This is a genomic window from Chondromyces crocatus (assembly GCF_001189295.1).
Classification (GTDB): Bacteria; Myxococcota_A; Polyangia; order Polyangiales; family Polyangiaceae; genus Chondromyces; species Chondromyces crocatus.
This window is the reverse complement of the sequence record NZ_CP012159.1, coordinates 9,624,356-9,643,812: the sequence shown is the minus strand read 5'-3', so window position 1 is coordinate 9,643,812 and position 19,457 is coordinate 9,624,356. Positions and strand designations below refer to the sequence as shown.

The 19,457-nt window shown below is 69.6% G+C and carries 15 protein-coding genes; 11 read left to right on the top strand and 4 right to left on the bottom strand.

Features of this window, described 5'->3' with window-relative positions; translation table 11 throughout:
- The first annotated feature begins 13 nt into the window (after positions 1-13).
- The 6 genes from CMC5_RS34850 to CMC5_RS34825 all read left to right on the top strand — a co-directional run bounded on the left by CMC5_RS34850 (position 14) and on the right by CMC5_RS34825 (position 7,487).
- Positions 14-1,318 carry a T6SS phospholipase effector Tle1-like catalytic domain-containing protein gene (locus CMC5_RS34850; RefSeq protein WP_050434442.1) on the top strand — a complete coding sequence of 435 codons (1,305 nt, stop codon included), beginning with the start codon at positions 14-16 and terminating at the stop codon, positions 1,316-1,318.
- The gene (locus CMC5_RS34845; RefSeq protein ID WP_050434441.1) at positions 1,315-2,391 is read left to right on the top strand and encodes a DUF4123 domain-containing protein; all 1,077 of its coding nucleotides are present in this window, start codon (positions 1,315-1,317) and stop codon (positions 2,389-2,391) included. The genes CMC5_RS34850 and CMC5_RS34845 overlap by 4 nt, the downstream gene beginning before the upstream one ends.
- A gap of 107 nt (positions 2,392-2,498) precedes the next feature.
- A complete protein-coding gene (tssI, locus tag CMC5_RS34840) occupies positions 2,499-5,129 on the top strand; it encodes a type VI secretion system tip protein TssI/VgrG (RefSeq protein ID WP_063796399.1) in 2,631 nt (876 codons plus the stop codon).
- Positions 5,126-5,599, top strand: coding sequence for an SMI1/KNR4 family protein (locus CMC5_RS34835; protein WP_063796398.1), 474 nt, complete (start codon positions 5,126-5,128; stop codon positions 5,597-5,599). The genes tssI and CMC5_RS34835 overlap by 4 nt, the downstream gene beginning before the upstream one ends.
- Positions 5,596-6,351 (top strand): hypothetical protein, encoded by a 756-nt coding sequence (locus tag CMC5_RS34830; protein WP_050434439.1) that lies wholly within the window; start codon positions 5,596-5,598, stop codon positions 6,349-6,351. The genes CMC5_RS34835 and CMC5_RS34830 overlap by 4 nt, the downstream gene beginning before the upstream one ends.
- Positions 6,352-6,353: 2 nt before the next feature.
- Complete coding sequence (locus CMC5_RS34825; RefSeq protein ID WP_050434438.1) at positions 6,354-7,487, top strand: threonine aldolase family protein; 1,134 nt, start codon at positions 6,354-6,356, stop codon at positions 7,485-7,487.
- A gap of 590 nt (positions 7,488-8,077) precedes the next feature.
- Here the strand turns inward: CMC5_RS34825 and CMC5_RS34815 are convergent.
- Positions 8,078-9,394 carry a threonine/serine exporter family protein gene (locus CMC5_RS34815; RefSeq protein ID WP_050434436.1) on the bottom strand — a complete coding sequence of 439 codons (1,317 nt, stop codon included), beginning with the start codon at positions 9,392-9,394 and terminating at the stop codon, positions 8,078-8,080.
- Here CMC5_RS34815 and CMC5_RS34810 point away from each other — a divergent pair.
- From CMC5_RS34810 to CMC5_RS34800, 3 genes are all read left to right on the top strand, one after another.
- The gene (locus CMC5_RS34810) at positions 9,393-9,875 is read left to right on the top strand and encodes a GNAT family N-acetyltransferase (RefSeq protein WP_050434435.1); all 483 of its coding nucleotides are present in this window, start codon (positions 9,393-9,395) and stop codon (positions 9,873-9,875) included. The genes CMC5_RS34815 and CMC5_RS34810 overlap by 2 nt on opposite strands.
- Before the next feature lie 117 nt (positions 9,876-9,992).
- Entirely contained in the window at positions 9,993-10,802 is an 810-nt protein-coding gene (locus CMC5_RS34805) for a hypothetical protein (protein WP_050434434.1), read from the top strand.
- Between the two features lie 208 nt (positions 10,803-11,010).
- Positions 11,011-11,817 (top strand): nucleotidyltransferase family protein, encoded by an 807-nt coding sequence (locus CMC5_RS34800; protein ID WP_218920130.1) that lies wholly within the window; start codon positions 11,011-11,013, stop codon positions 11,815-11,817.
- A gap of 15 nt (positions 11,818-11,832) precedes the next feature.
- Here the strand turns inward: CMC5_RS34800 and CMC5_RS34795 are convergent, their stop codons facing one another.
- Both CMC5_RS34795 and CMC5_RS34790 read right to left on the bottom strand, forming a co-directional pair.
- The gene (locus CMC5_RS34795) at positions 11,833-12,240 is read right to left on the bottom strand and encodes a nuclear transport factor 2 family protein (RefSeq protein ID WP_050434432.1); all 408 of its coding nucleotides are present in this window, start codon (positions 12,238-12,240) and stop codon (positions 11,833-11,835) included.
- Positions 12,241-12,492: 252 nt separating this feature from the next.
- Complete coding sequence (locus CMC5_RS34790; protein ID WP_050434431.1) at positions 12,493-14,310, bottom strand: tetratricopeptide repeat protein; 1,818 nt, start codon at positions 14,308-14,310, stop codon at positions 12,493-12,495.
- A 232-nt stretch (positions 14,311-14,542) separates the two neighbouring features.
- Here CMC5_RS34790 and CMC5_RS34785 point away from each other — a divergent pair, with 232 nt between their 5' ends.
- Complete coding sequence (locus CMC5_RS34785; protein ID WP_050434430.1) at positions 14,543-15,856, top strand: hypothetical protein; 1,314 nt, start codon at positions 14,543-14,545, stop codon at positions 15,854-15,856.
- Between the two features lie 25 nt (positions 15,857-15,881).
- On the opposite strand, the gene CMC5_RS34780 is transcribed toward CMC5_RS34785, so the two are convergent.
- The gene (locus CMC5_RS34780; RefSeq protein ID WP_050434429.1) at positions 15,882-18,410 is read right to left on the bottom strand and encodes a U32 family peptidase; all 2,529 of its coding nucleotides are present in this window, start codon (positions 18,408-18,410) and stop codon (positions 15,882-15,884) included.
- A 237-nt stretch (positions 18,411-18,647) separates the two neighbouring features.
- Here CMC5_RS34780 and CMC5_RS34775 point away from each other — a divergent pair, with 237 nt between their 5' ends.
- The gene (locus tag CMC5_RS34775; protein WP_050434428.1) at positions 18,648-19,445 is read left to right on the top strand and encodes an alpha/beta hydrolase; all 798 of its coding nucleotides are present in this window, start codon (positions 18,648-18,650) and stop codon (positions 19,443-19,445) included.
- The last annotated feature ends 12 nt before the right edge of the window (positions 19,446-19,457 follow it).

Genomic DNA, 19,457 nt, shown 5'->3' with positions numbered 1-19,457 from the left:
AGGAGCGAGGACCATGGCGGAGACCCCGAGAGACCAGGCGGCGCTGAACGACGCGCGATCGCAGGTCATGCCGGACGATACGCCGTCGGACACGGGCGCCTGCCCGGTCATGAAGCGGCTCCGCATCGGCGTGTTCTTCGATGGGACGAACAACAACCGCTACCGCGACGAGCCGCGTGGGAGAGAGACGAACGTCGTGCGGTTGTGGAAGGTCTACCACAAGCGCGAGGACATCGAGGCGGTCCGCGACAAGATGTACCTGATCGGTGTCGGCGCCATCGAGACGGCAGCAGAGGACCGGAGCCTCTACGACGAGGAGCGCAACCGGCAGGCGACCGGCGAAGAGCGGGTTCAGCGCGGGGTGGACGTGATGAACACGCCGACGATGGGTGGCGGTCCGGCGCTCGACTTCCGGGTCTTCACGGGAGAGGACGCCTGGCTCGGCCGCACCCTCGGTGGCGCGGCCGGTCTGGGGGCGCAGGAGCGGCTGAACATCGCCTACGAGTGGGTCAAATCGCAGGTCGTCGCGCACAATGCCGCCTACACGACCGAGTCCGAGAAGGTCGTCGACATCTATGGTTTCAGCCGTGGCGCGGCCCTGGCGAGGACGTTCGCGAACCTGGTGAAGCAAGGGCTCGCCGAGGCGGAGCAGTTCCTGAACGTGCGGGTACGCTTCCTGGGTATCTTCGATACGGTGGGCTCGGTCGGCGTCCCGGGCAGCTTGCCGGGAGGATCGTCGAACCCAGGGCAGAACCTCGGCCTGGACAGCGGTGACTTCGACGCCTGCTCCCACTTCACGGCGCGGCACGAGTTCCGAGCGAACTTCCCCCTGTCGATGCTGCCAGGCTTCGATCGGGAGTACACCGGCGCTCACTCTGATGTGGGCGGTGGGTATGGCGACGACGCGGGCAACGGCCAGACGCGGAACGGGATCGCGCTCGATGACAGCGAGCGAGGCGTCCGCAATCACCTCGCGTTCATCACGTTGATCGACATGTACCAGGAGAGCGTGAACCGGAATGTCGAGATGGATCGGCCTCCGGTTCCTGGCGGGGTCGATCTGGCCCGGCTCCGGAAGGAAGCCGATGAGTACGGTGGTGGTGTCGCGGTCATGTACGATCCGAACGGCAGCTTTCCCGCCCAGCGCCGGGCGTGGATGAGCAGTTACGTCCACACGTCGGGCCGAGACTGGGTGTGGGGCACCAACTGGGCGAACCCCAACGCGGTCCGGTACGAGGATTCGCGGCCCGCGCGTGAGAAGTACACCCACCGGAAGCTGCAGCTCGTCGGCCTCCCTCCGAACTTCTCGTGGCAATGAGCGTCCCTCCTCCTCCGCTGGCGATGAGCACCTTCCCCCATCTCCTGCTGGAGATCCGTCTCGGGCCGCGCCGGGGTACCAAGGGGACGATTCCACCCGGTGGCTCCCTCCGGGTAGGTCGCTCCCCGGACGCTGGGCTGGTGATCGCTGACGATCCGCAGATCTCGGTCGAGCACTTCGAGCTGACCTGGGTCGACGGCAAGGCGACCCTGCGTGACCTGAACAGCCTCGGCGGGACGCGCCTCCATGGCGACCCCGTGCAGGAGGCGGAGGTGTCCCACGGCGCCTGGATCAGCGCGGGCAGCACCGACTTCGTGGCCTATGTCGAGGGCCACACGGAGCACACGGGGAGCGACGACGACGAGGCCGGCGACGACGACGAGCTGGAGGAAGACGACGGCGACGATGGCGAACCCCCTCCCTTCGCTGCCGAGGAGCGTGCCCCGCCCCCCGAGGAGCAGGAAGAAGCTGCCGAGGCTGCAGCGCGGCGCGAGGCAGAGGCCGCCTTGCGCAAGGTGTGGGCCGTGGAGCGCCGGCAAGCGCGCGAAGCCCACGCTGCCCGGGTCGAGGCTGCGACGGCCGCCCTGCCCCTCCTTCAGCGCGTGGCGACAGCGCGCCCTCTGCACGTCGTCCTCGACGCCGCGCGGACGCCGCGCATCTTGACCGTCTTGCAAGAGGCCATCGAGGAGTACACCTCGCTCTACGAGGGCGTGAAGGGGGAGGTGCTCGACCAGGTGGCCCCGCGCCTGGTCGAGCTGCGGTCGGACTCGCGCCTCCTCGCCCAGCTCGTGCGCGAGGGCTGGGGGCGGCGGTGGGGGATCTTCCTCGAAGGTGACGTGTCCGGGCGCGAGCTGCGCCGGCACCTGCGGCGCTTCCTCATGGTCGAGGACGACGATACCGGCGAGAAGCTCTACTTCCGTTATTACGACCCCAAGGTGCTCCGCGAGTTCTGGCCCACCTGCTCGGCCCAGGAGCGCGCCACCTTGCTCGGATCCCTCGACGCGTTCCTCGTCGAAGGCGAGCGGGGCGAGTTCGTGCGCCTGACGGAGGGAGGCATCGAAGCCCCGGACTGAGTGTCGTCGGTACGAGGGTCGACGGTCTCTGCGTGGTGTTCGTCGTGCCGCCCTGGAAGAGGCGGCGAGCCGCCCTGGAAGAGGCGGCAGGAGAAAGGTCCCGAGCGATGCCCCTGCTCCAGCTTTCCTTCGCCTCCGGCGCGAGTTCGCTCACGGTGCGGCGCTTCGTGGTCCACGAGGCCCTCTCGTCCCTGTTCACCGTCCACGTCTGGGCACGAGGCCTGGACCCGAGCCTCGACCTGTCGCCGATCGTCGGCCAGGCCGCGTCGCTGCGCGTCGACAATGGCCTCTCGTTCGCTCACCGCCCGGAGCGCCTCTGGGCGGGCCTCTGTGTGTTCGCCATCCAGGAGCAGGCGGAGCTGCCGCCCGTGCTCTCGACCTACCGCTTCACCATCGCCCCGGTGATGTGGCTGCTCACCCGTCGCAGCGCCCACCGCATCTTCCAGCACCTGAGCATCCCGGACATCATCGACAAACTCCTCGCCGAGTGGCGCATCGAGCCCACGTGGGAAGTGGACCGGGGGCGCTACCCGAAGCTGGAGTTCAAGCTCCAGTACGGCGAGAGCGATTTCGCCTTCGTCTGCCGCCTTCTGGAAGAGGCTGGCATCACCTTCCTCTTCGAGGACACGGCCGACAGCACCAAGCTGGTGTTCCGGGACGAGCCGCAGACCCGCGCCTCGCGTGGCGCGCCGCTCCCCTATTACGAGCACGCCAACCAGGCCGCCGAGAAGGAGTTCGTCACCGAGGTGAAGCTCGGGCACGAGATCAGGTCAGGCGCGTTCGTGTTGCAGGACTACGATTTCCGGAGGCCGGCGCTGAAGCTCGCCGAGGAGGCCCCGAAGGCCACGGCGCCCGAGGACAAGTACGAGCTCGCGCACTACGAGCCGGGGACCTACCTGGCGGAGCTGGGTTCGGGTGGCGATACGCCGGTGGCCGACGACAAGGGCATCGCTCGGTACGACGTGGGTTACGGCAAGGAGAAGGCGACCCGCTTGCTCGCCGGGGCCAGGACGGGAAAGCAGGCGCTGTCGTTCGGAACGAACGCGCTGGATCTGCGGCCGGGCTCGATCCTGTCGGTGTCCGAGCACGCGCATCCTGGCGTCATTGGCCGTTCGCTGCTCGTGACGGCCTTCTCGTCGGAGGGTTCACCCACCCGCGAGTGGAGCACGACGGTGCAGACCGTGTACGCCGAGCACCCGTACCGTCCCGCTGCCGTGACGCCGCGGCCGCTCATTCACGGCGTGCAGTCCGCGACGGTGGTCGGCGTGAAGACCGGCCAGGAGGTGCAGGAGATCCACGTCGACGAGTTCGGCCGGGTCCGTGTGCAGTTCCCCTGGGACCGAGACGGCAAGGCCGACGACTTCGCCTCCTGCTGGATTCGCGTCAGCCAGGGATGGGCCGGTCGAGGGTATGGCTCGATGGTCATCCCGCGGGTGGGCCAGGAGGTGCTCGTCTCGTTCCTCGATGGGGATCCCGACCAGCCCGTGATCACCGGGCGGCTGTTCAACGCGCTGAACCCCGTCCCCTACAAGCTGCCCGAGAACAAGACGATCAGCACCTGGAAGAGCGACTCGTCACCCGGCTCGGGCGGGTTCAACGAGCTGAAGTTCGAGGACCGGAAGGGCAGCGAGCTTTTCTACCACCAGGCCGAGAAGAACCAGCGCGTCCTCATCAAGAACGACGAGACCATCACCGTCCTCCGAGACCGTCGCAAGGATGTGACCGAGGACGAGACGGAGACGACGGGCGTGGATCGGTTCGAGGTGACCCTCCAGAACCGCTCGGAGAACACCGCCATCAACCGGACGACTTACATCGTCGGCGATCGGCGCAAGTGGGTGAAGCGGGACAAGGGCGCCCGCGTCGAGGGGAGCAAGCAGACACGCCTGGGCAAGACGCTCGACTTCATTCTCGGCGCGAACAAGCGCGAGTGGATCCAGAAGGCCTCGCACGTCCACGTGAAGGGTGACGTCCGGGAGCAGGTGGACGATCGGCGCTCGCTGTCCCTCATGGAGGAGAGCCACGAGAAGACAGGCGGTCGATACGCCCTTCAGACTGGCGAGATCGCAAGCTACCACGCGGGCAAGCAGCTCGTCGGCGAGGGCGGTGACGGCATGACGGTGAAGGGAAGCGGCGGATTCCTCAGCATCGGGAAGTCCGGCATCGTCATCCAGGGGACGATGGTCCTGATCAACGAGGGCGCCTCGCCCAGGAAGACCCGGCGGGTGGCGAGGCCGGTGGTGGCGCTCGCCGCGCGAGAGCTGAAGCAGCCCCTGCCGGCCGACGTGGTGGAGGACGCGCGCGCCGACGAGGACCTGAGCACCCTGTCGAAGCACCTTGCTGCAGTAGCGGCGTTCATGGAGGCCAAGCCCTCCGCCGAAGGCAAGCGCTGGAGCCGCACGTTGCTCTTCCGGGAGACGAAGGTCTTCCAGCGGGACGACCTGATCGACCCCACCGACACCGATCGCCTCGGCCGGTCCAACCTGTCGCGCATGAGCCAGGGCCTGGCGCCGCTGGGGCCCGATGGCGTGGAGGTGAACTTGCACCACCTGATCCAGAGCGACAAAGGCGCCATCGCCGAGGTCGCGGACCTGTTCCACAAGCGGTACGACCGGATCATCCACATCAACCCGAGCACCATCCCCTCGGGGATCGATCGCAAGGCGTTCAATACCTGGCGGCGCGCCTACTGGCGGCAGCGGGCTGCGGACCTGAAGGCCCAGGGGAGCACGGGATGAGCATGAGCGACCTGGAGCGCGCGCTGGACCTCATCGGCCAGCATGCCGAGGAGGCCTCGTTCATCGGGCCGAGGACGGAGCTGCTGGTGAGGACCGCCGAGAAGGCGCTGGGCCTCCGGTTGCCGCCGACGTACCGGCACTTCGTGGGGGCGCTCGGCGCAGGCAGCTTCGGCGCTGCGGAGATCTACGGGGTCATCGACACCGACTTCGAGCTGTCGTCGGTGCCCGATGCCATCTGGGCGACCCTGCGGGCCAGGGACGAGCACGAGCTGCCCGCCGATCTGGTGATGCTGGGGCGAGCCCCCGACGAGGTGATCTGCTTGCAGATCCTGGCCTCGGGGGAGGAGGGGCCGGTGCTCTCCATGAACCTGGGCGAGGATCCTGCGCGGATCGGGACACAGCGGCTGGCGCCGGATTTCGGCGCGTACTTCCTCGGCCTCGTCGAGGAGGAGCTGGAGGGAGTGCGATGAGCGTCGAGCGCCGGTTGTTGCACCGAGGAGCGGAGCGGTATCACCTGGTGGAGCGGGGGGCGGCGCGCGGGGGAGAGCGCATCCACTTCGCGAGCCATCACGAGGCGAGCGCGTTCCTGAGCGGCTTCCTCTTGCAGACGGGCAACGTCGACGTCCTGCAGGCCGCGGCCGAGGACGTGCGCGGCGGAGCGCCCTGGTCCGCGCGCGGGCGCCTCGATGACGACCCCTGGGCGCCACTCGCCGACGCGCTGGTGAGCGGCTCGATCGAGCTGATCCAGATCGTGGATCACCCGGTCTCGCCCTGCGAGGTGAGGACCACGGGCACGCTGACGCTGAGCGAGGTGTCGTGGGGAGAGACGGCCGGAATCTACCCGTCGAACAAGAACCTCTACAGCCCGGCCAAGTGGGAGCAAGAGAAGCTGTGCTCCCTGCTCCGGGCGCGCGCCGCGGTCGATGATGTGGCCAAGCGCAACAGCCACGTGAGGAAGGCGAAACCGAGCACGGGCAACATCGACCAGATGCTGAAGCCGTACCACTGCATCGAGAACTTTCCGGACCTCGAAGCCGAGATCGATGAGCGCGTGCAGTGGTTCTACCTCTCCTCGGAGGCGGACAAACCCGAGACCCACCCCGGCGCCATGCAGCGGATGGAGATCGCCAGGTCGTACGGCCCGTTCCATAACGTGGGCGGGGGCGATGTCGCCAAGGGCGACGTGTGGCTCCATTTCTATCGCCTGGCCCCCAAGGGCTGACCATGACCGAGCTGGACTTCCATGCCATCCGCGCCCGATGCACGCGCGCCTTCGGAAACGACGCCCCGGCGGATCGTCGCCCTGCTGCGCGTCTCGCCGCGCTTGCAGCGCTCACCCCGCCCGACGTCGAACAGGACGTTTACGGGGAAGGGGCTCTCCTTCACGACGTCGAGCGCGAGGTCGCCGAGCTGCTCGGCAAAGAGGCCGCCGTCTTCATGCCGAGCGGCACCATGGCGCAGCAGATCGCCCTGCGCATCTGGTGTGATCGCCGCCGCCTGCCCGTGGTCGCCTTCCACCCGCGGAGCCACCTGGAGATGCACGAAGAGCGCGCCTACGAGCGCCTGCACCACCTTTCCGCGATCCTCGTCGGTGGTGAGCACGCCTTGCTCCAGCCCGCCGACCTCGCGCGTCTGCGCGAGCCCATCGCCGCGCTCCTCCTGGAGCTTCCGCAGCGCGAGCTGGGTGGCCTCTTGCCCCCCTGGGAGGAGCTGCTCGCCATCCGCGCCTGGGCCACCGCGCATGGCGTCACCCTGCATCTCGACGGCGCCCGGCTCTGGGAGAGCGCCCCCTTTTACGGCCGCCCCTACGCGGAGATCGCGGGCCTCTTCGATTCGGTCTACGTCTCCACGTACAAGGGCCTCGGAGGCATCTCCGGGTGCCTCCTCGCGGGCCCCGAGGATTTCATCGCCGAGTCGCGCGTCTGGCAGCGGCGCCATGGAGGCAACCTGTTTGCGCTGTACCCCTATGCGCTCGCGGCCCGCGCGGGCCTCGCCGAGCACCTCCCCAGGATGGCCGACTACCGTGACAAAGCCGTGGCCATCGCTGCGCGTCTCGCGCGCATCCCCGGCGTCGAGATCGTCCCCGACCCGCCCCACACCAACATGATGCACCTCGCGCTTCGCGCTCCTGCGGAGCGACTGGAGCGTGCCGCGCTCGAGATCGCCGATGAGACGAAGATCTGGCTTTTCCAGAGGACGATGCGCACCGGCGTGCCCTCGGTCCAGCGCGTCGAGCTGAGCGTCGGCAAGGCCGGGCTCACCCTCGACACCGAGGAGATCGGGCAGATCTTCGAGTCCCTCATGGCGAGCGCTGCGGGGGCGGCGGCGTCAGGGAGCTGCCATGGGTTGACGTTGTGAGGAGCGCCGACGCGGACTCGTCGGCAGCCAATCAGCGTTTGGCGGGGTTACCCCCGACCGCTGGGTTCTTTTCGGTCGACGCGTGGGTCACGCAGACCCGCTGCGCATTGCAGGTGGACGCTGCATTCTTGCAGGGGTTCACGTAACACTTCGCGCCTTGCAGGAGGTCTTTCGTGATGACGAGCCCCGGCGTGCACGGTCCGCATGGCAGCACTGGGCAGTCTGCGTCGGTGGCACAGGCGATGCCGTCGCTGGGGGGAGGTGGTGACGGAGGGCTCGGTGGCGGAGGTTCCGCTGACACGGTCTGGCTCGTAGACGTCGTGCTGGCCGCTCGGCCCGCGGTGTCCTGTGGCGCCTGGGGTTGGTCGCTGCACGCGACGGGGCTGCAGATCATGAGCGCGAGGTAGAGCAGGCGAGGTGTCATCATCGACCAGCACCCGGAACGATAAAAGGAAGTGGTGTTCCGATCCATCCGCTTCATCGAAGGCGTGGAGGCATGACATCTCGACGTCGATGAGGCCTGCATTCCTCGGCGCTCGGTACGCGCTCGGTACGCGCTCGGGCGCGACCCGCGGACGCGCCGTGATGGGTCACAGCGAGCGGCGCGGTGGAAGCCACAGGTTGGCGAACAGAACGCCCGCGACGAGGGAGATGGAGATCAGCCCGGCCTTGAAGGTCGCCTCGGCGCCGGAGGCCATGTCGTTCTCCAGCATGGAGACGACACCGCGGAACCCCAGGCTTCCGGGGACGAGGAGGAGCAAGCCAGGGACGAGCGCGACAGAGGCCGGGCGGTCGAGGGTGCGGGCGAGGGTGTTGCTGGCCAGACCGAGCACGAGGGCGCCGAGGAACGCGCCGAGCTCGGGTCCGAAGAGGACGCCGCCGAGACGCGTGCTGGCGAACCCGAGGAGGCAGGCGCCGAGGATCCACTTCAGATCGCGGGGGCGGGTCTGGAGGTAGGTCGAGACGGCGAAGGCTGCGGGGATGATGGCGCAGGTCAGCTCGAGGAAGCTCCACGCGGTGGGCGGGGGCGGCGGGGGGAGCGCGGGCAGGAGGCGGATGAGCGCCGTGCCGAAGGCGACGCCGAAGCCGAGGCCGGCGAGCTGCACGAGGGCGCCCGAGAAGCGCGCCGTGCCGGAGGCGAGGTTGCGCGTGGCCAGCTCGGTCATGGCGATGGTGATGCCGAGGCCGGGCAGGAGCATGACCACGCCGGCGAGGGTGACGACGAGGGTGGAGAGGGGGCCCGTGGCGCGCGCGATGAGGGCTGCGGCGATGGCGGCGACGGCGGCGACGACGGGCTCGACCACGGCGGAGCGGGCCGAGATGCGGCGCATGGCCTGCACGATGCCGCCGACGAGGAGGCCGACGGCACCGGAGGCGACGATCTCGCGGAGGCCTCCGCCGAAGAGCATGGCCGCGGCCGCGGAGAAGACGGCCGAGGCGAGGATGGCCCAGGGTGGACCGTAGCGAGCCTGGGCGCGGATGACGGCGTCGAGTTCGGTGCGGCCAGCGTCGGGCCCCAGCTCGCCGCGGATGACGCGCACGGTGATCTCGTAGAGAAGCGAGACCTTCTCCAGGTTGATGGCGCCCGGCTGCACGCGCACGAGACAGGTGTGCCCCTCGGCCAGGGCGCCGAACGAGGCGAGCACGGCGGTGGGCGTGGAGTAGAAGCGCGCCTCGATGCCGAGCCGGGCGGCGACCAGGGTGAGGAGGCCTTCCATGCGGTGCGCGGCGACGCCGTGGGCGTGCATGGCCTCGGCGAGCGTGAGGATGAAGGCCTCGGCATGGTTGCGGTCGACCGAGAGCGGGTCGGTGGGGTCAGTGCTTGCTGGCGCGTCGAGGAACATGGGTCGGGCGTGGTGCGCTGCGGCGAGGCGCGACCCGCGCGCGTGGTCTACGATGGGCCGCATGAGCGCTCCAGTGGCTTCCAGTCCGCCCCTCACGATCCGGCGCGCGGAGCAGGCGGATCTCCCCGAGGTGGTGCGGCTGTTCGCGATCCCGGATGAGGGCAACCTCAAGCGCGAAGATGCAGGGCCGCCCTTGCCGGCGTGCTACGGCGAGGCGCTCGCGCGCATCGCGGACGACCCGAACAACATGTTGCTCGTGGCCGTGGATGGCGGGCAGGTCGTGGGCGCGTTCCAGCTCACGATCATCCAGTACGTGGCGTACATGGGTGGACGGGTGGCGATGATCGAGAACGTGATCGTCGAGCCCGAGGTGCGGGGGCGGGGCGTGGGGGAGGCGATGATGCGCTGGGCGATCGACGAGGCGCGGCGGCGAGGTTGCTTCCGGGTGCAGCTCACGACGAACAAGGTGCGCGAGCGCGCTCACCGCTTCTACGAGCGGCTCGGGTTCGTGAAGAGCCACGAGGGGATGAAGCTCGTGCTGTAGCGTGCCGTTTGGAGGCCCCAGGAGCCCACCTGCCGAGGTGTGTCGCTCGTCGGCGTCGCGCCGGCGAGTTCGAGGGACGTCCGCCGGCGGGTCTCCGGACGTGCTATCGCGCGGGGCATGCTCGAGCTGCTGCAACACCTCGCGTCGATCCAGCCCGCGGTGCGCCTCACGACCCTCCGGCGGGAGGACTTCACGGAGTCGGCGCTGAGGGAGCTGCACACGATGGCGTGTTCGCTGATGGCCGAGGACTTCGCGCATTTCAGGGTTCACGCGGAGACGAACGATCGGGTGCACGTCTTCCGGCATGCGGAGACGTGTGCGGTCGTCGGGTTTCAGTTCTGGGGGACGGCGCCGATGGAGCTGCCCAGGAGCCGCGCCATCATCGGGGGCAAGCTGCGGGTGCTGCCGGCGTTCCGGAACCGCGGCCTCCACCTGATCTCGGGCCTCCTGTTTTTCCTGGAGCTGAAGCTGGAGCACCCACTCACGCGCTACTACCGCCTCTCCATGGCGAGCCTGTTCGGCTTCGTCTCCATCACCGAGGCGCTCGCGCAGTACGAGGTGTTCGATCCTCGGCGAGGTGGGGGGAGGGGCGTGACACCGGAAGAACAGGAGGCGCTGCGGACCGCCTTCGTGGCGCTCGCCGGAAAGAGTGACTTTCGCGTCGACGAGGAGACGGGGCTGATCTTCGTCGACATCTTCATGACGGAGGAGACGCTGGGTCAGTACCCACCCGGGTACTTCGAGCGCTCCGCAGCCCGTGCGTACGCCGCAGTGAACCCCGACTACCGATCGAACGGTTGCTACGTGGGTTTCTGGTTCAGGTTCTCGCCAGCGAACCTGGCAGCCATGACGCGGGCCATCCTGCGGAAGCTGGGCCGTGCAAGGGCCAGGAGCGCATCGGGGCGCGTGACGTCCGTCGCGTCCTGACCGATCGAGCACGACGAGCGCAGCAGGCCGTGCGTTGCGCGGCGCGTCCAGACCTCCACGGCGCATCCCTGCTGAAGCTCGGCAGCACGAGGCCCCGAGAGCCCCGAGCAGGGCGGGCGATCTCCCGAGCGCCATGTACAGCAAATGACGGATTCGACGATCTCGGCAGGGGGGCCCCATGTTCCCCCTTGATGCCAGGAGGTACCGAGTGATTCTGAGGACTTCCGCTCAGTGCTACGTCGAACCCCACGCCCGGGAGTTCTACATCCACACGCTGCGAACACTGAACGCCTCGGGCTTGCCCTATCTCGTCGGGGGAGCGTACGCGCTCGCCCGGTACACGGGAATCGAGCGGCACACCAAGGATCTGGACGTGTTCGTGCGGCCCGAGGACGCGCAGTCGGCGCTCGATGCCCTGTCCGCGGCTGGTTACCAGTGCGACATGATCTTCCCGCACTGGCTGGGCAAGGCCCGCTGCGCCGAGGACTTCGTCGACGTCATCTTCAGCTCGGGAAACAACGTGGCCCGCGTGGATGACGGGTGGTTCGAGCACGCGCCCGTGGGCGAGGTGCTCGGGGTGCCCGTGATGCTCGTGCCCGCCGAGGAGATGATCTGGAGCAAGGGCTTCATCATGGAGCGGGAGCGGTTCGATGGGGCCGACGTGGTCCACGTGCTGCTCGCTTGCGCCGACAAGATCGACTGGGATCGGTTGATTGCGCGCTTCGGGCCGCACTGGCGGGTGCTGCTCGTCCATCTCCTGATGTTCGGGTTCGTCTATCCAGGGGAGCGGCACCGCATCCCCGAGGAGCCCTTCCACGAGCTGCTTCGGCGGCTCGCGGAGGAGGAAGGGAAGGATGCGGACGGGAAGCCGATGTGCCAGGGCACGCTGCTGTCACGGCAGCAGTATCTGGTCGACGTCAGCCGCTGGGATTTCGCGGACGCGAGGCTGACGCAGGGGCACATGAGCAAGGAGGAGATCGCCCACTGGACGGCGGCGATCGACGAGCACCACTGAGCCGTGGCCAGGCGCTCAGTGGCCGCGGTAGGCCGCGGTGAGTTCGGAGGTGTCCTCGATGAAGAGGACGCTGCTGATCTTGCCGTCGGCCACCGTGAAGACCCCGGCCCACTCGCTCACGAGGGTCTTGCCATTGAGCTTGACCGTGCCGCTCTCGAAGCCGAGCAGGGTCACCTTGTCACCGCGGGCGATGTACTCGTCGATGGTGATCTTCTCGAGGGCGAAGACGCGGTCGAGTTCGACGAAATACCGCTGCAGGTCCTCCTTCCCCTTGAATTCCCGGCCGAGCGGGGTGTCACTCGGGATCGTGATCCTGAGGACGGCATCGTCAGCGAGGGCCTCGAAGAAGGGGCCCGGGTCGCCCTTGGTGATGAGGGCGTCGTAGATGCCTTTGATGAACTGAAGATTCTCTGCCTCTGACATGACGGTGCGTTCCTCGATGAGGGATGAAGGGCTGTGTCGCGGGGCGCGCGAGGGCACCCCGAAGGTCGAGCACAGACTATCCAGAAGCAACCCGGTGTCATGCCTCAGGTGCGAGGCATGGCCAGTACGCGGACGGAGAACGTCCGCCGTTGCCGGGCCCACCGTCACGGAGAGTCGCCGTCAGCCATGGCTGCCGTCGAGATCGCCATCCCCCGGCTCGGATGCGAGCGCGGGGAGGATCGGGCGGACTCGTTACTTGAGCTGTTTGGCCACGGAGCAGGCCCAGGCATCGCCGCGGGTGCAGGCGCGATCGAGATCGATCTTCCCGCCGGCCTTGTTGCCGGAGGCGACGGAGAGCACGCCGAGGGTGGCGCAGTCGCGGGTGTTGCCGCTGTCGCAGCTCTTGCGGAGGGCCTGCTGCTGCGCGACGTCGGGCATGACGGGGCGGTTCTCGCCGTAGACGGCCTTGAGGACGGCGCAGCCCACGGCGGAGCGCCACGTGCAGGCTTGCTGAAAGGCGCGGCGCGCGGCGTCGGCGTTGCCACCGGGCTTGGCGAGTTCGAGCCGGCCCTGGTTGGCGCAGGCATCGCCGTGCCCGCGGATGCAGCCGCGCTGGTAGAGCATGCTCGCGAGGATGGGGTTTTTCGAGGCGCCGCGACCCGTCTCGTGCATCTGCCCGAGAGCGTCGCAGCTCGCCGCGTCGGCGCCGTCACAGGCGCGCTTGTAGAAGGCGGCAGCGCGGGCCTCGTCGGCCTGTACCCCCTTGCCGCTGGCGTAGAGGGGAGCCGCTGCGGCACAGCTCCGATCGTCGCCGCCTTCGCAGCCCTGGGTGAGCAGGGTGGCGGCACGCGCTGGATCCGCGGTGACACCGTCGCCCGTGAGGTACGCCCTGCCCAGTCGGCCGCAGCCGATGGCCTCGGCCGCGTTGCACGCCTTCTCGAAGAGCTGGAGGGAGGCAGCGACGTCTTTGGTGACGCCGGTGCCCTCGGCGGTGAGGATGCCGAGCTGGGTACAGCCTGCCGCTTCGCCGCCATCGCAGGCCGTCTTCGAGGCCTCGGCAGCGCGAGCCGGATCCCGCTCGATGCCCTGGCCGTTCATGTAGAGTGCGCCGAGGGTCGCGCAGCTTCCGGGGTGCTTCTTGGCACACTGGGACTTGCACTCCTCGGCGTTCTTCGCCTCGCACTGGTAAGCGGGGGCAGACGCAGCAGCCATGCATTTGCCATCGGCCAGGACGAGGCCCTTGGGGCAGGTGGGCTCCGTGGACGCGACCTCGGCGGGAGCCTGCGCCGTCTCGGCAGGGGCTGCGTCGGACTTCTTGACGATGGGCTGGAGGACGAGGCGGATGGGCGCGCCGCACTGGGACGGCGGGCTGCCGTCTTTGGGAGACGCCTTGGCGCAGTCCTTGAGATCGCCTTCCTTGCTCTGCACCTGCTTGTCGCTGGTGGAGCCGCCAGAGGCGCCCGCGCCGAAGATCTCGGCGGCGGCGCGGACCTTGGCGTTGCTCCCGGTGTCGACGGCGAAGGCGCCGAGGGTCGCGCTCCGCACGAAGTGGGTGGCCCCAGCGCACGCCTTTCCTTCGCCCTGGAGATCGGCCTCGGTCGGGGCGCTCCAGGTGGTCTTGGCGCGACCGATCATGATCATGGCGATGTCGAGCGACGAGCCGCGGGCGAGTTCGCCGCCCAGGCTGGCGCCGCTCAGCGGGAGGTTGGCGCGGAGCTCGTCGGCGTTCTGGAGTCGGACGACTTGCTCCTTGCGGGTCATGCCGAGGAAGCCGTAGCTGCCATCGATGCGACAGTCCTTGAGCAGCTTGATGCCGTCGCAGCTGTAGGCCACGACGGCGACACCCTCGCCCATGGCGAGTTCGAGCTCACCTCGCTGATCAGGCTTCCAGTCGACCACCAGAGGCTCGCCACCCTCGCTCACGTCGCGGCATTCGGCTTCCCCGAGCGCCTCGGAAGAGGTGGGGGCGGTGGGCCGGATGGCCTCCGCCGGTGCGCCTGCACCGCAGCCGGAGAGGGCAGGGAGGGAGAGGACAAGGGAGAAGCCAAAGAGCGCGCCGCGAGTTCGCATGGGCGGCGATGGTACCCGGGGGGCCCCGCGGCGCAATCCGGTTGCTCGTCAGAGGGACCGACCACAGACCTGGTGACGGCCGGCGCGGACCTCCTGGTACAGACCGTGACGATCTGCATAGATTCCCCGGATGCAGGTGCGAGCGCTGGTGTGCTGGGCTGGTTTGGCGTGGAGCGCGGTGGCCTGTGGGGCTTGTGGGGGAGGGGCGGCGGAGGGGCGAGGGGGGCCAGCGATGGTGACCCCGGTCGTGGCCGCGCCGCTGGCGCAGGCGGGCGCAGGGAGCGAGGGCGCTACGCCGCCCGGCCTCGAGGCGTTCAGGCAGTTTCCTGGCCACGCGGCGGTCTACGCCGCCATCACGGTGAACCGGCTCGACGAGGTGCTCCCGAGGACGCCGAAGGGGGAGTCGCTGCTGTACAAGCTCTCCGCGCTCCTGGAGATCGAAGCGCCCATCCCGGAGGTCTTCGAGAAGAGCGGGGTCGACCCGTCGAGGCCTCTCCTGCTGGCGGTCGTCCCGGCGGCGGAGCCGAAGGCGCGTCAGGCGGTCGAGGCGATGACGCGCGACGTCTCCGGGAAGGTGCTCGACGAGGTCTTTCGTGAGCACGCGACCGACGCGACCCTGGTGCGGGTCGTCGTGCCCTTGCTGGACGATGTGGAGCCGAGGCGCGCTGCGGCGTCGTTGATCCAGGCGTTTTCGAGGGGCGGCGCGTTTCAGGCGTGCCCTGCGGCGAAGGGGTGCAAGGCCTTCGGCAAGGACCCCCCGCTCGGCCTGATGGAGGCCAAGGACGTCGCCGTGGCCGCCTACGCCGATGGCAGTGATCTCCGCATGGACCTGGCGTTTCCGCTGTTCGTGCCCGGTAACCACGGGGCCGCGGTGCAAGCGCTGATGGCCTTCCGCGGTGCGGCCGGTGGCGTGCGGGATCGATGTACGGCGCTCGATCCCGTTGCGGGCCTGTCCATCTGCATGGATCCCGATCGCGTGGCGGAGCTGGGGACGACGACCGGGTACGGCGCCACGGCGCGCGCTCTCTCGAGCGGTGCCGTCGATGCGACGATGCGACGTCAGATCGCGGCGCTCGGTCAGGCAGAGGCGCAGCAGAACCTCTGGCTCTCGGCGCCGGCACACCGCGTGGCCACGGACGGTACGTTCACCATCCAGGGCCCGCCCGCCGACAGCCGGGTCTCGTCGAGCTGGAAGATCGCCGATGCGTCGCAGGGGGCCGTCGCGCAGGCCTTCACGAGCGAGCGCTGTGCCGAGGGGGAAGCCGTGCAGAGCGAGCTGCTGCCGGCACTCCTGAAGGTCTTCGGGGATCTGGAACCCGCCGCCTCGGAGCGGGACAAGGTGCTCGTCGCGTTCAGGGAGGCTGGCCTCGGCGCGTACCTCACCCTGCTGGCGGGCGCGTGGCCGAACCTGCTCGGCACGGAGGTCACGCGGGTGCAGGCGATCTCTGCGATGCTGGGGAGCATCCAGGTGTGCGCGCGGTACGAGAGTGGGCGGCTCTCCCTCGAGGTGCCCCTGGCACGCCCCTCCCGCGCCGCTGGGAAGTGACGTGAAGGTCGCGTGACGGGCTGCTTCAGGCCTGGAGCACCCGCAGCGACCCCGCCACCACGCCGTAGCCGCCCTCGGTGCGCAGGGTGCGGCGCAGCTCCGCGGCGCCGATGGTGCCCTTCAGGAGCTTGCGGTAGGTGCTGACGATGCGGCCGACTTCCTCGCGGCCCTCACGGACCAGCTCGATCCGGAAGCGACGGGCGCCGCTCTGCTGGGCGACCTGGACCACGCCCGCCGCGCTCTGCGCTGCAGCATGGAAGACGGTGTTGCGGCAGCCCACGTCGGCCTCGACGGGGTGATCCATGCCGGTGCGATCACGGAGGGCGATCTGGTGGCGCTCGCAAGGGCGGCCGCAGTCGCGGTGGTCCTTGCCCTCGGAGAGCAGGGCGGCGATCACGCAGTGCTCCATGTGGAAGAGCGGCATCGGGTGGTGGACGACCACCTCGGCGAAGGGGGCGAACGGGCCGTCGAGGAGGGCGGCGAGCTGGGTGGCGTCGAGGTCGAAGGAGGGGGTGAAGGCGGCGAGGTCGCGGGAGAGGACCTCGGCGGCGCTGAGGCGGTTGGTGACGTTGAGGGAGAAGTCGCCGATGCGGGCGATGCCAGCGCCCGTACCGTCGTGGAGGGTGCCGAGGCCCCGCACGAGGATCGCGTCGGGCTGGAGGGTGGCCAGGTAGCGGTCGATCTTCTCCTCACCTGGCTTGCGGATGCGTGGCGGCGCCACGCCGACGAACGAGGCGCCTCGGGTGCGCAGGGCACGGACGGCGGGGCCGGTGCCGGTCAGCTCCAGGAGGTCGAGGTAGACGCCGTCGGCGCCAGCGTCGAGCGCGGCCTCGGCTTGCGCGAGGCTACGGCAGAGGACGAAGAGGCCGGCTGGAGGCGGGGCTCGATCCGCGGGGCGAGCGGCGTCGAGCAGGTCGGCAACGCCTCGGGTCGTGGTGGTCCAGGCGCGGCGCGCCGCGGCGAGGAGGTGCTCGACGAGGGCGCGGCGGGCGCGGTTGAGGGAAGAGGGCGGGAGCATGGCGGCCGAGGGGAGGTCGAGGTCGACCTGGCCGAGCGCGAAGGGGGTGTCCCCCAGGCGGCCCAGCTTGTCGCGCAGGACGTCGGCGAAAGGCGCGCCGCCGTGCGCCTCGGTGAGCGGCGCATCCCCGGTGATCGTCGCGCGGAGCCCGGTGTCGGTGCTGGCCTCGAACCGTGGGAGTTCACCGAGCTGGCCGGTCACGCGGACGTCGACGCGGAGGCGGTGGGGGGCGCGGTCGACCTCGGCGAGCACGGCCTTCTCGCGCGCAGGATCGCTGGTCTTCCAGACGCGGCGGCCTTCGCGGGCGCCTGCGAGCGAGACGTCGGGGCCCAGCCAGAGCAGCACCTCGTCGCCAGCGTCGGCGCGCTCGACGTCCTCGCCGCTGCGGAGCACGCCCCAGATGCGTCCGCCGATCTCGCCCTCGCCACCGAAGCCGCCCTCCAGGAGCACACCTTCCCCGCGGGCGACGGCGCGCGCGAGGCGGACGCGGAGGTGGAGCCTCCCGCGGTGACGCGCGGCGCCGAGGCAGTCGCCGGTGAGCAGGCCTCGGTGATCGCAGGCTCGGCCCTCGACGAGGCGCTGGTGGTCGATGCCAGCGAGAAATCCAGGGCCCGAGCCGCGCGAGTACATCTGGAGCGCAACGTCGCGGAGGGCAGCGTCGGGGTACTGGACGGGAGCGCCACGGCGCGTGGCGTCGTCGCTGCTTGGGTCGGACATGGCCGCTTCGATCGCTGCGCGGTAGAGCCGCGTGGTCGCGGCGACGTACTCGGGGCCCTTGAGGCGGCCTTCGATCTTCACGGAGGCGATGCCCAGGTCGACGAGCTGCGGGATCAGCGCGCTGGCCTCCAGGTCTTCAGGCGAGAGCAGGTAGGCGCGGTCGCCGAGATCCCGGAGCACGCCGTCGACGACCATCTGGTACGGGAGGCGGCAAGCCTGGGCGCACGCGCCGCGGTTTGCGCTGCGTCCGCCGAGGGCCTCGCTGGTGAGGCACTGACCGGAGTATGCGATGCAGAGCGCGCCGTGGACGAAGACCTCGAGGTCCATGTCGGTCTGGGCGCGGATGCGCGCGATGTCGTCGAGGGACAGCTCACGCGCGAGGATGACGCGCTCCACACCCAGCTCTCGGGCCAGCTCCACGGCGCCCGCGTCGGTGCAGGTCATCTGGGTCGAGGCGTGGATGGGCAGGTCGGGCGCGACGGCGCGCACGAGGCGGGCGACGCCGAGGTCCTGCACGATCACCGCGTCGACCCCGGCAGCGGCGCAGGCGCGGGCCGCGGCCTCGACGGAAGGCAGCTCGTCGTCGAAGACGAGCGTGTTCAGCGTGACGTAGCCGCGGGCGCCGCGCTCGTGGAGGCGAGCGAGGGTGCGGGCGAGGCCGTCGGTGTCGAAGTTCTTCGCGCGAGCGCGGGCATTGAAGCCCTGGAGGCCGAAGTACACGGCGTCGGCTCCGGCGCGGATCGCAGCGTCGAGCGCGGCCTCGTCACCTGCGGGTGCGAGGACTTCAGGGCGGCGGCGCGAGGGCGGGGCCGTGGACATGGGGCGGCGTATCTACCACGGGGCGACGGGGAGCAATGAGAAGCGGCGCAGTGAGCTGTCGGACGTTGACCCTGGAAAGAAGCGCCCCCACGTTCCGGGGATGATTTTCGCCCATTTTCGACCTGCCTTTCTTCTCGTGGAGGGGGCAGGGGAGCCATCGTCCTCGGGCGTCGAGGCCGGGACGCCGTCGCAAGAGGGCGCGTCGTCGCGCGCGTGTGCATCACCGCGGAGGGATGCATGAGCCGGACGACCCTCGAGCTATCCGGCGGCGGACGCATCGGCTTTGCGCGCTACGGACGACCGGGGCGCCGCAAGCTCCTCCTGCACCACGGCTTGCTGGGTAATGCGGAACTTCCGCCGGAGTGGGAACAGCGGGCCGCAGTGTCGGAGGTGGACCTCGTGGCGGTGGAGCGGCCCGGCTACGGTCTGTCGACGCCCGCCCCCCTCTCGTCCGTGGCGGGGTGGGTCGACCACGTGACGCCCCTCTTGCAGCACCTGGGCTGGGACACGTTCGACGTGGCCGGGATCTCCGCGGGAGCACCGTACGCCTATGCGCTGGCGGCGAAGCTTCCAGAGCGCGTGCGCGCCGTGTGGATCCTGAGTGGAGTGCCCTTCCTCGGCGCTGCGGGCGTGCTGGAGCGTTACCCCGAGGCCTCTCAGCACGCATACGCCTTCTACCGCGAGGGCCCCGAGGACGGCGTGCGCGCGCAGATGGAAGGCTTCCTGAGCATGTTGCCCGAGGAAGTACAGGCCCACCCGATCCTCGGTCGCGCCGTCGAGGAGGTGAAGGCCCATGCCTTCAGCGGACCCACCCGCGAGGCCCGCTTGCAGATTCTTCCCTGGGGTTTCGGTCCTGAAGACGTGCGCCAGAAGGTGACCTTGTGGCACGCTCGGGAGGACGACATGGTGCCGTTCCCCGCCATCGAGCTGAGCGCCGGGTTCCTGCCCGCCTCGGAGCTGATCCTCCAGGTCGAGCCGGAGCACATCCCGAGCGACACCACCGAGACCCAGCTCTTCGAGCGCCTGCGGGCCTGACGTGGCGCCGCC